The following is a 14,459-nucleotide window of genomic DNA, read 5'->3' as shown; positions in this document are numbered from 1 at the left end:
CTTAGTGAACCTGCGGGTCCGCCGGAGAGGCGTTATTGCGGATCTCCGCGATATCCATCGAATTGAACACGTAGTGCGTACCGCAGTAGTCACAGTGCATATCGATTTCACCGTCTTCCGCCATGATGCTGTCGATCTCTTCGTCCGGCAGCGTTTTCAGGGCGCCAGCACAACGCTCGCGGGAGCAGGTGCACTTAAATTCTACCGCCTGCGGATCGTAGACTGTCACCTCTTCTTCGTGGTACAGACGCCACAGCACGTCGGTCGCCGACAGGGTGAACAGCTCTTCCGCTTTGATGGTTTCCGTCAGGGTTGCCAGGTGCTCGAAATCATTGGTCTGCGCATCCTGCGCTGGCAGAACCTGCAACAGCATGCCGCCGGCTGCCGGCTGGCCATCCACTTCACCGGTACGGATGAACAGGCGGGTTGGCAGCTGTTCGGAACGCATGAAGTAATCTTCCAGGCAGGCGGCAAGCGTATCGCCTTCCAGCCCGACAACGCCCTGATAGCGCTCGCCCTCTTCAGGGGAGATGGTGATCACCAGGTAGCCGTTGCCGACCAGCGTTTTCAGATCGGCATTTTCAGGCACATCGCCCTGAACGCGCGCCACGCCGCGCATCTGCTGCTGGTTGTTGCCGTTGATCACCGCCAGCGACATCGGGCCATCGCCCTGAAGCTGAACGGTAATATCGCCCGCGAACTTCAGCGTGGCGGTCAGCAGGCTGGTGGCAACCAGCAGTTCGCCCAACAGGGTTTTCACCGGCAGCGGGTAGTTGTGGTTTTCCAGAATCTGTTTCCAGGTTTCGGATACGGTGACCAGCTCGCCGCGCACGGCGAATTGTTCAAACAGATAGCGGTGTAATTGGTCGTGTTGGGCCATTTTCATCTCTCGTGCAGGTGAGGGTTACTCGTTCTCACCGTGTTTAAATTTCATCAGATCGCGGCGCTCTTTTTTATCCGGTCGCCGGTCCGGGTGAGGCATGGTCAGCGCATTCATTTTGCGCGCCAGCGCGGTTTTCTCGCGCTTCGCTATGCTTTCCGCCGTCTCTTCATAAAGCAAAACGGCTTCCGGGGCGGGCCGCCGCTGTTCGGTAATGGCTTTCACCACAACCGTTTTCTCATCGTTGCCCTGGCGAAGCGTCAGCGTGGCATTCAGCTCAACCAGCTTGCTCGGTTTGCTGCGCTGGCCGTTGTAATGCACCTTACCGCCGTCAACCATTTCACGGGCAAGGGCGCGCGTTTTGTAAAAACGGGCGGCCCACAGCCATTTATCCAGTCTTACCCCATCAGAGGGTTTTTCTTTCATGGCGTCTCCTTCACGGTGAGTGAGGGGATCATCCGGCGATAGTCGTTCAGCCCCGGATGTCGCAGATAGCTTTTTTCAGCCAGGCCGGAATCAGGATTGGTCACGCCAAGGCAATAGCGAATGCCAAACGCTGCCGCAGAATCCAGAATCGGCTCGCTGTCGTCAATGAACAGCGTCCTTTCCGGCTGTAAACCGGTCTCTTCCACCACCGCATGCCACAGCCGCTGATCCTCTTTCGGATAACCAAATGTGTGGGTGGAAAGTAATAAATCAAGGTGTGAAGCAAGACCGGTATGTTCCAGCTTCACGGCCAGGTTATGGGGATGCGCGTTCGTCAGCAGAATACGGCGCTTGCCGCAGGCTTTCAGCGCGTCCAGGAACGGGACCGTATCGTCGCGCAGCACGGCGCGCGCGCCCTGGGCGGTGGTCATGGCGCAAATATCCAGACCGAGTCGCTCGCTCCAGTAGTCAAGACAGTACCAGTTTAGCGTATGCTGCACCGCACTATACTGCGAACGAATGAATTCCTGCGCTTCTGCCGGGGAGATCCCCTGCTGTTCACCGTACGTTTCCGGGACCAGCTTTTGCCAGAAATAGTTATCAAAGGCGAGATCGAGCAGCGTGCCGTCCATATCAAGCAGGACGGTATCGACCGCCTGCCAGTCGATGTCAAGATGCATAAGGGGGAACTCCAGCCAGAAGAAACGTGCGCGACAGGTTATCACAACTTGTCGCGCGGGGACGTTATCCGATCAGGCGCTAAGGGGTGGAGATCAGATTCGGATTGAGGCAGTTTTCGTAGTAGGCCTGGATTTCTGCCAGTCGCGTACGGGACCGCTGGTAGCGGCGTACGGCCTGATAACCGTTCCAGACGATGCAGGCCAGCATCGCCATCAGAAGCAGGGACGTTCCCACGTAGCGCCACAGGCCAGCGCTATCCGGCATCCGGTGCAGCCCAATATGGCGCGTGCCGTTGGCGTCGGTAACGATGCTGGTGACGATCCCTTCCGCGCTGAACGGCGTCTGCATCAGCATCTGCGCCAGGCGCTGAAACTCGCTCCACTGTTCCTGAGCCGGATAGTCGTAAAGCGAAACCTGCGGGTAGGGTTGATCTACCAGGTCACTGCCTTCATCGCTGGCAATCACAAAACCGCCCGGCGCCGGGCTGTTAAGCGCCTGGGCCGCACGGGTGGTTTCACGCATCACGAAGGGGGCGGTAGAGGTCGCCACCAGGTTATCCAGCGACTCGGCGCTGACCGGACGCAGAAGCACGTTCACCCCGTCCAGGCGTCCCGCTTCGGCGCGCTTCACCAGCGCTTCCCAGTCTTTACTGTTGCCGAGGTTCACCAGCGCGTTCTTAAGGCGAACGCAGTCGTCCTGCGCTGAACAGAGGTCTTCTGTTTTCAGAACGATTTCGCCAAAGTCATCCAGCAGCACCATGCCCGATTTCTGAATAGCCGAGCGCAGGGCAGGGCTTACGCGAGAATCATCGTCCGGTTTCGGATGGAGCTGGCGGTTTATCGTCTGGGTAAGCGCGGTAGCTTTATTGACCACATCTGATTCCGGCAGCGGCAGCGGCGAGGCGTCGTTCCAGATGATCTGTGAGCAATCGAACGGCGAGAACGGCGAGTTCTGGCGCGTGTTCCAGGCTCCCGGCGCGTGGATATTACACATGCCGGTGCCTTTCAGACGCAGCGTATCCCCCACGCGGACGCCCGCTTCTTCAAGCTGCTTCACGCTGGTGGCTTCTACGGTTTGCGCCCCTTTTATCCACGACAGGGTAAATTTGATCGGCATATCCAGCGGCACGAAAAGCAGCAGCATGATGAAGACCAACGCGGCGCCACCGGCAATTACCGCGCTGCGCAGCCAGTGCTGAAGCGGGAAGTTTTTCACCTCATCGTGCAGGGATAAATAACGCCCCTGGCGGACAACGTGGCGATCGAGGTAGATATCAATATCCGTTTTGTGGCCCAAATCCTGGGCGATCCACGGCTGCCAGTGGCGCGGATAAATGAGGTCGATAATCCCGAGCGAGATATTGTTGATATGCTCCTGATCGTTCTCCCCGAACAGGCCCCAGCGTTTTGGCGTGCCGCGCAGGCAGTGAATTTCACGTAGTGAGGTTTTAGCCGGCGGGGCAAATATGCCCCACAGCCCGGCGGCCAGCAGCAGCACCGCGCCGCCAGCAAGCCACGGTACAAACACGTCCGGCGTAAGCAGGCAGATGAAAAAGAGCAGGAACGAGGCGACAATCAGCACCGCTTCGCGAATACCATCGGGGCGGCTCAGGACATACTCTTCATGCGTCTCCTGACGGATGTTAAGCAGTTCTATTTGCTCCGTTTCTTCACCGCGAATAGAGGCCTGCGTTCCGCTCGCGCGTTCCAGCGCAAAGCGTGGCGCTTCCTGAACATATTCGCTCAGGGTATGACCATTAAGGGAAATAACCAGCGGCAGCGTGTCGGTATGGATCAGCTCAACGCTGTTCTCATCGTTAATGTACTGCTCCCAGAAGGGAGGCAGGTGGACTTCAACCGAATCGAGATAATAGCGCCATTTGTTGGGATCGTCGGTCGTGATGCCGTAGCGGGTAATCGAGCGCGTCACGCACAGAACGGTGTCGCTTTGTGCATTCAGGTTGAGCGATACGGGGGCGGTGCTGGCACCGGTAGGTCCAGGCGAGAGCCGGGATCGGTTCAGCGTGTCGAGATACTGCTCAACGGTGCTGCGTTCTTCAGGCGACAGCTTGCGCGTGCTTGCCCCGGCGAACGCGTTTAAAAAGGGCAACCGGTAACGGCGATGTACGCGGCGCCTGAATACCCACACCGCAATCGACGCGCAGGCCAGCACAGCAGCGAGAAAAATCAAAATGGTGCTCATGCTTTCCCCATCTTACTTATCTTCTTACAGGTGTTGTCGGTCGCACCTTTTGTACAATGAATGAGATCTGTGGTCGGCTATCGGCAAGTATGGAGTCTAACTTGAGCATGTTGACGCGTATCCCAGTGACCAATAATGATATCAAAGCCTGTACCGGCGCGATATCAGCAAATTCCTGGAAACATTTCAACCTCTTGACATTTGATTTGAAATGCGAATCAACCTCAGTTACGTTGCATAAATGTAAATAAAGAGCAATTGACATTGCCGAAACCGTGCGGCGTATCGCACAATAAAGCCAGTTCCCCCAGCATAGACCCGTCAAGATGACCAAACCCTTACAAAAGCCCACCATTCTGAATGTTGAAACCGTCGCAAAATCGCGTCTGTTTAATGTTGAAAGTGTGGATCTGGAGTTCAGCAACGGCGTGCGTCGTGTTTATGAACGTATGCGCCCCTCCTCGCGCGAAGCGGTGATGATTGTGCCCGTCGTCGACGAGCATCTGATCCTCATACGTGAATACGCCGTGGGGACCGAATCTTACGAGCTGGGCTTCTCAAAAGGGCTAATCGATCCGGGCGAAACGGTTTTTGAAGCGGCAAACCGCGAGCTGAAAGAAGAGGTCGGTTTTGGCGCGAAGGAGCTTACGTTCCTGAAAAAGCTGAGCATGGCGCCGTCCTACTTCTCCAGCAAAATGAATATCGTGGTGGCGGAAGATCTCTATCCTGAGTCGCTGGAAGGAGACGAGCCGGAACCGCTTCCGCAGGTTCGCTGGCCGCTGGCCCACCTGATGGATTTGCTGGAAGACCCCGACTTTAACGAGGCGCGCAACGTGAGCGCACTGTTCCTGGTGCGGGAGTGGCTGAAGGGGCAGGGGCGCCTGTAGCGGCCTGAATCCCTCTCGTGTGAGAGAGGGTGCAAACGTAAAAACGGCAACCCGAGGTTGCCGTTTCGATTTTAGAACAGCTCGTGCGTCTCGCCGTTATCAATTATCTCTGTACCCACCTCATGCACCGCCTGCGTGGTTGGCTGCGTGCCCTCGATGAAATACTCTGCGCGGCTGTTGCCGCCGTTAGCGAGCTGCCCGGTGCTGCGGTCAATATTGACCGTAACAATGCCCGGAGGAGGCGTTAACGGCTCCTCCGGCACGCCTTCGAGAGCGGCTTTCATGAAAGCATCCCAGGCCGGTTGCGCACTCTTCGCCCCGCCTTCATAGCCGGAGATCTGATCTTTAATCGCGCCAGAAGCGGTTGTGCGCCCCAGCGTGCGGCGGTGATCGTCAAAGCCAATCCAGACGGAGGTGACTACGCCCGGGCCGTAGCCTGAGAACCATGCATCTTTTGAGCTGTTGGTCGTGCCGGTTTTGCCGCCGATGTCGCGGCGCTGCAAATCGCGGCCCGCGCGCCAGCCGGTACCCTGCCAGCCCGGTTCGCCAAAGATATTGGTGTTCAGGGCGCTCTTGATCAGGAACGACAGCGGGGTGCCGATCACGTGCGGGGCATACTCCTGAGCGCCGCTCTGGGCGACCAGCGCCTGATTGGCCTGCTCCAGCTGAGGCTGAGGTACCGCCAGGTTCCGACGCTCCTGTGAGATGGCAACGTCTTCCATATCCTTGTTTTCAAGAACGTTTGATTTTGGCGTATCGCCGTAAATCACCGGAAGATCGCATTCAGGGCAGGCAATTTTCGGTTTCGCTTCAAACAGCACGCCGCCCTGATCGTTCTCGATTTTGCTGATGAAGTACGGGTCGACCAGGAAGCCGCCGTTCGCCATCACCGAGTATCCACGGGCCACCTGGAGCGGCGTAAAGGACGCGGAGCCCAGCGCCAGCGATTCGGTATGAACGATATTCTGCGCCGGGAAGCCGAAGCGTTGCAGATATTCTGCCGCATAATCTACGCCCATCGCCCGCATCGCACGCACCATAACCACGTTTTTCGACTGGCCAAGACCCTGACGTAGACGAATAGGGCCAGCATATTGCGCCGGAGAGTTCTTCGGCTGCCAGTCGGAACCGGCACCGGCATCCCAGCGGGAGATTGGCACGTCGTTGAGAATGCTGGCGAGCGTCAATCCTTTATCCATCGCTGCGGTGTAGAGGAACGGCTTGATGTTGGAACCCACCTGCCGCAGCGCCTGGGTTGCGCGGTTAAATTTGCTCTGGTTGAAATCGAACCCGCCGACCAGCGCCATGACGGCACCGTTTTGCGGATTGATGGAAACCAGCGCGGAGTTCACGTCCGGCACCTGGGCCAGCCACCAGGCATCATCTACCTGACGCACCCAGATTTGCTGTCCGGTTTGTACAACGTCGGTCACTTTACGCGGCGTAGGCCCCTGAAGGGTGTCGGAACGGTACGGACGCGCCCAGCGCATGCCGTCCATGCGCAGCGATACGGATGTGCCATCGGCCATCATCGCCACCGCTTCCTGCGGATCGGCCTGGGTTACCACCGCCGGTCGCAGCGGGCCGTAGGTCGGGAGCGCCTTCAGGGAATCAACGATCTTTTTGCTGTCCCATGCGCCTTCGCCCACTCTCCACAGCACGTTGGACGGGCCGCGGTAGCCGTGACGCATATCGTAATTCATGACGTTGTTACGCACCGCCTGCTGGGCAGCCTGCTGCACCTTGCGGGTCACGGTGGTATAGACGCGATAGCCATCTTCATACGCTTTATCACCGTAGCGACTCACCATCTCCTGGCGAACCATTTCAGTGAGATACGGCGACGAGAAGGCGATTTCCGGCGCGTGATAATTGGCGTCGATAGCCTCGCTGCGCGCCCGATCGTAGTCAGCCTGGCTGATGTAGCCTTCGCTCAACATGCGCGACAGCACCACGTTACGACGCGCGGTGGCGCGGTCCAGCGAATAGAGCGGGTTAAAGGTGGATGGCGCTTTTGGCAGGCCGGCAATGGTCGCCATTTCGCTCAGCGTGAGCTGTTCGACCGGCTTGCCAAAATAGACCTGTGCCGCAGCCCCGACGCCATAGGCGCGGTAGCCGAGATAGATCTTGTTGAGGTAAAGCTCAAGGATCTCGTCTTTGCTCAGCAGCTGCTCAATGCGGATCGCGAGGAATACCTCTTTGATCTTACGTATCAGCGTCTTTTCCGGGCTGAGGAAGAAGTTACGCGCCAGCTGCTGGGTAATGGTACTTGCCCCCTGAGAGGCATGACCGGAGAACAGCGCCACGCTTGCCGCACGGAAAATACCGACCGGATCCACACCGTGGTGCTCGTAAAAACGGCTGTCCTCGGTGGCGATAAAGGCCTTCACCATTACGGGTGGAATTTGGTTTAAGGTCAGAGGGATACGACGTTTTTCGCCGTATTGCGCCATCAGTTCACCATCGGCGCTATAGACCTGCATAGGGATCTGGAGCCGCACATCACGAAGCGTGGCGACATCAGGTAGCTGTGGCTCGACATATTTGTACAAACCAATAATCGAGCCTGCTCCCAGCAGAATGAAACAGACTGCAAGGATCAATAAATACTTTACGAACTTCACCGGAGATTTCCCATTTGGTTTAGCCTGGGCAGTTTCTAAACAATCGCGCGGTAGTATAAAGGCAAGCCTGATTCATTGATATAGCCGTCACTCCGACGGGCGATAAGGAGATCGTGAAGCATGGCTTTTAAAACGTGGCAAACGGGCGTTCATATTCAACAGGATAAGGTGGTTGCGGTTGCGCTAACCAGAGAGCGGGCGGGCTGGCGTTTACGGCGCTGGTGGGCCGTGCCGGTTGCGGACGGTATTATCCGGGACGGGAAGATTCATCAGCCAGAACAGCTGGTTAATGCGCTGCGCGCCTGGCGTAAGATGCTGCCGCACTCGCATCGGGTATTTCTCTCATTTCCGGCGGCGCGCGTTCTGCAACGCGCTTTGCCCCGACCCTCCGTTGCCCTGCGTGATAGCGAACAGCTCACCTGGCTAGGGTCCGCATTATCACGCGAGCTGGAGATGCCTGCCGATACGCTGTGTTTTGACTACGCGCAGGACACGTTCAGCAACACATTTCACGTCACCGCGGCGCAGAACAGGGAGGTCGATACCCTGCTGTCGCTGGCGAAAGCGCTGCGTTTGCGCCTGGCGGCAATCGCTCCGGATGCCGGCGCGCTGGCAAACCTTCTCTCCGCGGTAGCGCCCGCCCGGTGCGTAGCCTGGAGGGATAAAGAGCAGTGGCTGTGGGCGATGCGGCACCAGTGGGGGCGACGCTACGTCACGGAAGCGGCAGATGCGAATGCGCTGGCGGCGCTGCTTGCGCTTTCTCCTTCCGATATTGCCGTTTTTGATGCTGAACAAGATCCCTGGGAAACGGTGTCGCTATGCCAGCCGCCGCTGCCAGAATGCGGCGCCGATTTCACCGTCGCCCTGGCGCTGGCCATGAGCGAGGCGCCTTAATGAGCATGCCGAATCTCTTACCGTGGCGTCGGGAGCGGCGCATTCAGCAGCTGCGGTTCTGGGGCCTGCTGTACGCCGCCTCGCTGCTGTTGATGCTGGCGGGAGGCGTCAGCCTGCGTGTGGCGCAGAGCCTCGCGTCACAGGCGTTGCAGAGCGATCTGGCGGGAACGCGTGCGGTTCAGAAGGTATTAAAAGCGCGGCAGCCGCAGCCTGCGAAAGCGAGCTCCCCTTCGCAGCCGCCGGAGCCGGTAGCATGGCAACCCGTGCTGGAATCCCTTGCCAGCGCAATGCCGCAGCAGGCCTGGCTGACGACGTTACGTTATCAGCCCCCCTCACTGATCCTGAGCGGCTACGCCACCTCTTTCACGGAACTTACCGCCATGACCGATGCGCTGAAGCGGGTAACCGGTTTTATCCCCGGTCCGGCAGGCGCATTGCAGCAGGATAGCCGGGGGCGGTGGATGTTTACGTTTCAGCTTCATAGCCGGAGGTAGGTGATGAATATGTGGTATCAACGCTGGGCCGACGCGCCTCCTTCCCGGCGCGTGCTTTGCTGGTCGATCGCCTCGGCTATTGTTGCGCTTGCGATCTGGGGGCTGCTGCTGAGACCCGCTTATATCCACTTCGCCCGCATTCAGACGCAAGCCGTCAGTGCCGGGCGCATCAACGCGACGCTGTGGCCACGAGCTCTGCGGCAGCCGGTGGTAACGCAGGTGAGAGGCGCGCATTCGGCTGAACCCTTTTCCCCGCTGGCGCTTCAGGGAGAGGGCGCCAGGCTGGTGCACTGGAAACCGCGGCAGAGCGGGGGAGAGCTGGCGCTTGACGCTTCATGGCAGGCGGTCCCGGCGCTTTTTTCCCGTCTGGCGCGTAAGGACGTGCGGGTAAGCGCGTTTGACATCGCCCCTCAGGGCACGCAGCTTCGCCTCAGCCTCCAGCTGGAGACCGACCATGCCCGGTAAAGCACGCGTACTGATCCTGCTTTCTTTGCTTTTCCTGACGGGGATGCGGGACCCCTTCTCCGCGCCGGAAGACCTTTGTGCCGCAGGTCAGCTCGGCCAGTGGCGGTATCGGGGAGTTATCAGCGGCAGCAGCGATATCGGCCTTATGCAGGACGGGCAGAAACGCTGGCACCGGGTTAAGCGGCAGATGCGGTTAACGCCAGGGTGGCGGGTAAGCGCGATAGATAAACAACAACTGACCGTTGACGTTGGCGAGAGGTGCGAGCCGCAGCAATGGACATGGCAACGAGAAGGAACGAAAAAAAGTGAAGATAAGGATATTGCTGTTGCTGATGGCGCTCAGCCAGCCCCTGTTGGCCGCCGCGCCAAAGCCGGTCAGCCTGCTGGTGGATGAGGTGCCGGTGGTTCAGGTGCTACAGGCGCTGGTCGCGCTGGAGGACCGCAACCTGGTGGTATCGCCGGACGTTAGCGGCTCGCTTTCGCTGAATTTAACGCGGGTGCCGTGGCTGCAGGCGCTTCAGACGGTAGTCAACAGCGCCGGGCTGGTACTGCGGGAAGAGGCTGGCATTTTTTATGTGCAAACGGCGGCCTGGCAGCGGGAGCAACAGGCGCTTAAGGAGCAGGAGCGGGCCCAGCGTCAGCTCAACGCCCCGTTGATCGCTCACAGCATTCCATTTTCCTACGCAGACGCCGGCGAATTGCAAAAAGCGGCGGAAAAGCTCTTAAGCCCGAAGGGCAGCTTATCCGTCGACAGGCGCACCAACCGTCTTCTGGTAAGGGATAACCAGACGGTGGTGGACGTGCTGCAGCGCTGGGCGGCACAGATGGATCTGCCCGTGGAGCAGGTGGAGCTGGCGGCGCAAATCGTAACAATCAGTGAAAAAAGCCTGCGCGAGCTGGGCGTGAAGTGGAGCCTTGCGGGGGCGACCGGGACGGAAAAAATCGGACAGGTCACGACGCTTGGCGCAGACCTGGCGGCGGCGGGCGCAACCGCCCACGTTGGCTTTAACATCGGGCGCATCAACGGCAGGATGCTGGATCTGGAACTGTCGGCGCTTGAGCAAAAGCAGCAGGTGGATATCATCGCCAGCCCGCGGCTGCTGGCGTCCCACATGCAGCCAGCAAGCATCAAACAGGGCAGCGAAATTCCGTATCAGGTCTCGAGCGGCGAGAGCGGGGCAACCTCGGTTGAGTTTAAAGAGGCGGTATTGGGGATGGAGGTCACGCCGGTGGTGCTGCCGGGAGGCCGCGTTCGCCTTAAGCTGCATATCAGTGAAAATATGCCAGGCCAGGTGCTGCAACAGGCAGACGGCGAAACGCTGGCAATTGATAAGCAGGAGATTGAAACGCAGGTTGAGGTAAAAAGTGGAGAAACGCTCGCGCTGGGCGGCATTTTTTCGCAAAAGAATAAAACCGGACGCGATAGCGTGCCCGTGCTGGGAAACATCCCGCTGCTGGGCCAGCTGTTTCGCCATGACGGAAAAGATAATGAACGACGCGAGCTGGTGGTGTTTATCACGCCACGTCTGGTCAGTATTGATTAATGGGTAACGATCCCCGCAATGATTTTGCATTCAGTTTGTTGCAGATGTTTGACGTGGGGCATGAATTAGCATACAAGGAGTACCGATTTGAGTTGGACTTACGTCTTATTTCCCAGTGCACCGGGTACGGTGATTTAATCAGTTGCCAAACAAGCCGGAGTATTGAGATAATTTTTCGTCTGACTCTCGCTCTATTGCATATGAGGTTTCAGTTCATGTCCTGCTACGCCAGGTGTCTGCGCAGCGGGGATTACCATTAACGAATAGTCTTAGTAGTACCGAAAAAATGGCAGAGAAACGCAATATCTTTCTGGTTGGGCCTATGGGTGCCGGCAAAAGCACTATTGGGCGTCAGTTAGCTCAACAACTCAATATGGAATTTTACGATTCTGATCAAGAGATTGAGAAACGAACCGGAGCGGATGTGGGCTGGGTCTTCGATGTAGAAGGCGAAGAAGGTTTCCGTGACCGAGAAGAAAAAGTGATCAACGAACTCACGGAAAAACAGGGCATTGTGCTGGCAACAGGCGGCGGCTCTGTAAAATCTCGCGAAACCCGCAACCGTCTCTCCGCCCGTGGTGTAGTGGTCTATCTTGAGACGACCATCGAAAAACAGCTGGCACGCACGCAGCGTGATAAAAAGCGCCCGTTGCTGCAGGTTGAAACGCCGCCACGTGAAGTTCTGGAAGCGTTGGCCGATGAACGCAATCCTCTGTACGAAGAGATTGCAGATGTGACCATTCGTACTGACGATCAGAGCGCTAAAGTGGTTGCAAACCAGATTATTCATATGCTGGAAAGCAACTGATTCTGGCTTTATATACACTCGCCTGCGGGTAATAAGCATTTAAGGTGGATGTCGCGTCATGGAGAGGATTACAGTTACTCTCGGGGAACGTAGTTACCCTATCACCATCGCGGCTGGTTTGTTTAACGACCCAGCTTCCTTCTTACCACTGAAAGCGGGTGATCAGGCGATGCTGGTCACCAACGAGACGCTGGCTCCGCTTTATCTCGACCGCGTACGTCACCTGCTTGAGCAGGCGGGCGTAAAGGTCGACAGTGTGATTCTGCCCGACGGCGAGCAGTATAAAAGCCTGACGGTGCTTGATACCGTCTTTACCGCACTTCTGCAAAAACCGCACGGTCGTGATACAACGCTGCTTGCCCTGGGCGGCGGTGTTGTAGGCGATCTGACCGGTTTTGCAGCCGCCAGCTACCAGCGCGGCGTGCGCTTTATTCAAATTCCAACCACGTTGCTGTCACAGGTCGATTCGTCTGTAGGCGGTAAAACGGCGGTGAACCATCCGCTTGGCAAAAACATGATTGGCGCGTTCTACCAGCCTGCATCGGTGGTGGTGGATCTCGACTGTCTGAAAACCTTGCCAGCGCGCGAGCTGGCTTCTGGCCTTGCAGAAGTGATCAAATACGGCATTATTCTTGACGGCGAGTTTTTTAACTGGCTCGAAGAGAATATGGATGCGCTGCTGCGCCTCGATGGGCAGGCAATGGCCTACTGTATTCGCCGTTGCTGTGAGCTGAAAGCAGAAGTCGTTGCCGCAGATGAGCGTGAAACCGGCTTACGTGCTTTACTGAATCTGGGGCATACGTTTGGCCATGCGATCGAAGCCGAAATGGGCTACGGTAACTGGCTTCACGGTGAAGCCGTCGCTGCCGGGATGGTCATGGCAGCGCGTGCCTCTGAACGTCTGGGTCAGTTCAGGCCGGAAGAGACCGCGCGTATCATCGCGTTGCTTAAACGTGCGGGGTTGCCGGTGAGCGGACCGCAGGAAATGGCTGCGCAGGCGTACCTTCCCCACATGATGCGCGATAAAAAAGTATTGGCAGGCGAGATGCGTCTGGTGCTCCCGCTTGCAATAGGGAAAAGTGAAGTGCGCGGCGGAGTGCCGCACGACGTCGTACTTGGCGCTATTGCTGATTGTCAGCAGGCGTAACAACTAGAAAGGTCAGACCGCTCTAACGGGTGGTCGTTTAGCTTCAGGTAAATGCAGAGTCGTTGGCATAAGCCTTTGAGTGGGGTGTTAAATGGATGAATTCAAACCAGAAGACGAGCTGAAACCCGATCCCAGCGATCGTCGTACTGGTCGTTCTCGTCAATCTTCAGAACGTGATAACGAGCCGCAGATCAATTTTGACGATGTCGATCTGGATGCAGACGATCGTCGTCCTTCGCGCAGCCGCAATGCGCGAAATGAGCGTGAAGATGAGGAGTACGAATCCGAAGAAGCGTTAATGGATGAACAGCCCGTCGAACGCCGACCGCGCAAGCGTAAAAAAGCGGTAGCGGCAAAACCGGCTTCCCGACAGTACATCATGATGGGTCTTGGCGTTCTGGTACTGATATTGCTGATTGTCGGCATCGGTTCCGCGCTGAAAGCACCTTCTACAAATTCTGGCGAGCAGACCGCGTCTGCTGAAAAGAGCATCGACCTGTCTGGTAACGATGCGAGCAATCAGGCGAACGGCGCACAGCCTGCGCCGGGCATGACTTCTGCAGAGCAGACTGCCGGCAACAACAGCGCCGGTCAGGATATCTCTCTGCCGCCTGTTTCTGCTACCCCGACTCAGGGCCAGACCCCTGCTGCGCCTGAAGGCCAGCAGCGTGTCGAAGTCCAGGGCGATCTGAACAACGCGCTGATGCAGCCGCAAAATCAGGAGCAGGTTAACAATGCCGTGGTGAACTCCACGCTGCCAACTGAACCTGCCACCGTTGCGCCAGTTCATGGCAGTACTGCCCAACAGCAGGCTGCGGCAACGGAAACCAAACCGCGTCAGACGCAGACTGCACCGCGTCAGGAACGTAAGCAGGCCGTGATTGAGCCGAAGCGTGAGGCTAAACCGCAGGCCGTAGTAAAAGCGCCTGAAGCGAAAGCGCCAGCGCAGACAAAACCTGCGGTGAGCCAGCCGGTTAAAGCGCCAGCGCCAGCAGCAACCGCTGCTCCGAAAGCGACGGCGACCACAGCGGCGCCTGCTGCGACAGCGGCACCGGCTGCAACGCCAACCGCTAGCGCATCCAGCACCTCGGCAGGTAAAACGACGGGCAACGTAGGTTCTCTGAAGTCGGCGTCATCCAGCAACTACACGTTGCAGCTGAGCAGTTCGTCTAACTACGACAACCTCAACGCCTGGGCGAAGAAAACGAATCTGAAAAACTATGTGGTTTATCAGACGACCCGTAACGGACAGCCGTGGTACGTGCTGGTAAGCGGCGTTTATGCTTCTAAAGATGAAGCAAAACGCGCCGTGGCGTCACTGCCAGCGGACGTACAGGCGAAGAACCCGTGGGCGAAGCCGATCCATCAGGTGCAGGCCGATCTGAAGTAATGTTTAAAGCGCAGGAT

The 14,459-nt window shown here is 57.7% G+C and carries 14 protein-coding genes; 9 read left to right on the top strand and 5 right to left on the bottom strand.

Annotation, left to right across the window (positions count from 1 at the left end; genetic code table 11):
- Position 1: 1 nt before the first annotated feature.
- The 4 genes from hslO to MOQ06_RS16395 form a co-directional block, all read right to left on the bottom strand.
- Positions 2 to 886, bottom strand: a complete 885-nt coding sequence (gene hslO, locus MOQ06_RS16410; protein ID WP_176678675.1) for an Hsp33 family molecular chaperone HslO — start codon at positions 884 to 886, stop codon at positions 2 to 4.
- Between the two features lie 18 nt (positions 887 to 904).
- Positions 905 to 1,306: a ribosome-associated heat shock protein Hsp15 gene (gene hslR / locus MOQ06_RS16405; RefSeq protein WP_148420588.1), complete on the bottom strand. Its 402-nt coding sequence runs from the start codon at positions 1,304 to 1,306 to the stop codon at positions 905 to 907.
- Positions 1,303 to 1,986 (bottom strand): GMP/IMP nucleotidase, encoded by a 684-nt coding sequence (gene yrfG, locus MOQ06_RS16400; protein ID WP_006812237.1) that lies wholly within the window; start codon positions 1,984 to 1,986, stop codon positions 1,303 to 1,305. The genes hslR and yrfG overlap by 4 nt, the downstream gene beginning before the upstream one ends.
- A gap of 79 nt (positions 1,987 to 2,065) precedes the next feature.
- A complete protein-coding gene (locus tag MOQ06_RS16395; RefSeq protein WP_176609314.1) occupies positions 2,066 to 4,189 on the bottom strand; it encodes an intracellular growth attenuator family protein in 2,124 nt (707 codons plus the stop codon).
- A gap of 326 nt (positions 4,190 to 4,515) precedes the next feature.
- Here MOQ06_RS16395 and nudE point away from each other — a divergent pair, with 326 nt between their 5' ends.
- Positions 4,516 to 5,076: an ADP compounds hydrolase NudE gene (gene nudE / locus MOQ06_RS16390; RefSeq protein ID WP_148420589.1), complete on the top strand. Its 561-nt coding sequence runs from the start codon at positions 4,516 to 4,518 to the stop codon at positions 5,074 to 5,076.
- A 71-nt stretch (positions 5,077 to 5,147) separates the two neighbouring features.
- Here nudE and mrcA read toward each other — a convergent pair whose 3' ends face one another.
- Positions 5,148 to 7,700 (bottom strand): peptidoglycan glycosyltransferase/peptidoglycan DD-transpeptidase MrcA, encoded by a 2,553-nt coding sequence (mrcA, locus tag MOQ06_RS16385; protein WP_148420590.1) that lies wholly within the window; start codon positions 7,698 to 7,700, stop codon positions 5,148 to 5,150.
- 120 nt (positions 7,701 to 7,820) lie between these two features.
- Between mrcA and pilM the strand changes: the two genes are divergently transcribed.
- The 8 genes from pilM (at position 7,821) to damX (ending at position 14,442) form a co-directional block, all read left to right on the top strand.
- Positions 7,821 to 8,594 (top strand): pilus assembly protein PilM, encoded by a 774-nt coding sequence (gene pilM / locus MOQ06_RS16380; RefSeq protein ID WP_242173970.1) that lies wholly within the window; start codon positions 7,821 to 7,823, stop codon positions 8,592 to 8,594.
- Entirely contained in the window at positions 8,594 to 9,088 is a 495-nt protein-coding gene (locus MOQ06_RS16375) for a PilN domain-containing protein (protein ID WP_242173968.1), read from the top strand. The genes pilM and MOQ06_RS16375 overlap by 1 nt, the downstream gene beginning before the upstream one ends.
- 3 nt (positions 9,089 to 9,091) lie before the next feature.
- A complete protein-coding gene (locus tag MOQ06_RS16370; protein WP_242173965.1) occupies positions 9,092 to 9,553 on the top strand; it encodes a DNA utilization protein HofO in 462 nt (153 codons plus the stop codon).
- On the top strand, positions 9,543 to 9,947 hold the full coding sequence (locus MOQ06_RS16365; RefSeq protein ID WP_242173963.1) for a HofP DNA utilization family protein: 405 nt from the start codon (positions 9,543 to 9,545) through the stop codon (positions 9,945 to 9,947). Before MOQ06_RS16370 ends, MOQ06_RS16365 begins: the two co-directional genes overlap by 11 nt.
- Positions 9,886 to 11,097 (top strand): DNA uptake porin HofQ, encoded by a 1,212-nt coding sequence (gene hofQ / locus MOQ06_RS16360; protein WP_242174444.1) that lies wholly within the window; start codon positions 9,886 to 9,888, stop codon positions 11,095 to 11,097. Before MOQ06_RS16365 ends, hofQ begins: the two co-directional genes overlap by 62 nt.
- A gap of 286 nt (positions 11,098 to 11,383) precedes the next feature.
- Positions 11,384 to 11,905, top strand: coding sequence for a shikimate kinase AroK (gene aroK, locus MOQ06_RS16355; RefSeq protein WP_003861630.1), 522 nt, complete (start codon positions 11,384 to 11,386; stop codon positions 11,903 to 11,905).
- A gap of 58 nt (positions 11,906 to 11,963) precedes the next feature.
- Positions 11,964 to 13,052: a 3-dehydroquinate synthase gene (gene aroB / locus MOQ06_RS16350; RefSeq protein WP_148420596.1), complete on the top strand. Its 1,089-nt coding sequence runs from the start codon at positions 11,964 to 11,966 to the stop codon at positions 13,050 to 13,052.
- Positions 13,053 to 13,143: 91 nt separating this feature from the next.
- A complete protein-coding gene (gene damX, locus MOQ06_RS16345) occupies positions 13,144 to 14,442 on the top strand; it encodes a cell division protein DamX (protein ID WP_242173960.1) in 1,299 nt (432 codons plus the stop codon).
- Positions 14,443 to 14,459: the final 17 nt, after the last annotated feature.

This window comes from Enterobacter sp. I4, from assembly GCF_022669095.1.
GTDB classification, from domain to species: domain Bacteria; phylum Pseudomonadota; class Gammaproteobacteria; order Enterobacterales; family Enterobacteriaceae; genus Enterobacter; species Enterobacter pasteurii.
Note: the sequence above shows the minus strand (reverse complement) of the source record. Positions and strands in the feature narration are given on the sequence as shown.

Coding starts and splice junctions, on each gene's coding strand:
- hslO (WP_176678675.1), bottom strand. CDS start 886: ATGAAAATGGCCCAACACGACCAATTACACCGCTATCTGTTTGAACAA.
- hslR (WP_148420588.1), bottom strand. CDS start 1,306: ATGAAAGAAAAACCCTCTGATGGGGTAAGACTGGATAAATGGCTGTGG.
- yrfG (WP_006812237.1), bottom strand. CDS start 1,986: ATGCATCTTGACATCGACTGGCAGGCGGTCGATACCGTCCTGCTTGAT.
- MOQ06_RS16395 (WP_176609314.1), bottom strand. CDS start 4,189: ATGAGCACCATTTTGATTTTTCTCGCTGCTGTGCTGGCCTGCGCGTCG.
- nudE (WP_148420589.1), top strand. CDS start 4,516: ATGACCAAACCCTTACAAAAGCCCACCATTCTGAATGTTGAAACCGTC.
- pilM (WP_242173970.1), top strand. CDS start 7,821: ATGGCTTTTAAAACGTGGCAAACGGGCGTTCATATTCAACAGGATAAG.
- MOQ06_RS16375 (WP_242173968.1), top strand. CDS start 8,594: ATGAGCATGCCGAATCTCTTACCGTGGCGTCGGGAGCGGCGCATTCAG.
- MOQ06_RS16370 (WP_242173965.1), top strand. CDS start 9,092: ATGAATATGTGGTATCAACGCTGGGCCGACGCGCCTCCTTCCCGGCGC.
- MOQ06_RS16365 (WP_242173963.1), top strand. CDS start 9,543: ATGCCCGGTAAAGCACGCGTACTGATCCTGCTTTCTTTGCTTTTCCTG.
- hofQ (WP_242174444.1), top strand. CDS start 9,886: ATGGCGCTCAGCCAGCCCCTGTTGGCCGCCGCGCCAAAGCCGGTCAGC.
- aroK (WP_003861630.1), top strand. CDS start 11,384: ATGGCAGAGAAACGCAATATCTTTCTGGTTGGGCCTATGGGTGCCGGC.
- aroB (WP_148420596.1), top strand. CDS start 11,964: ATGGAGAGGATTACAGTTACTCTCGGGGAACGTAGTTACCCTATCACC.
- damX (WP_242173960.1), top strand. CDS start 13,144: ATGGATGAATTCAAACCAGAAGACGAGCTGAAACCCGATCCCAGCGAT.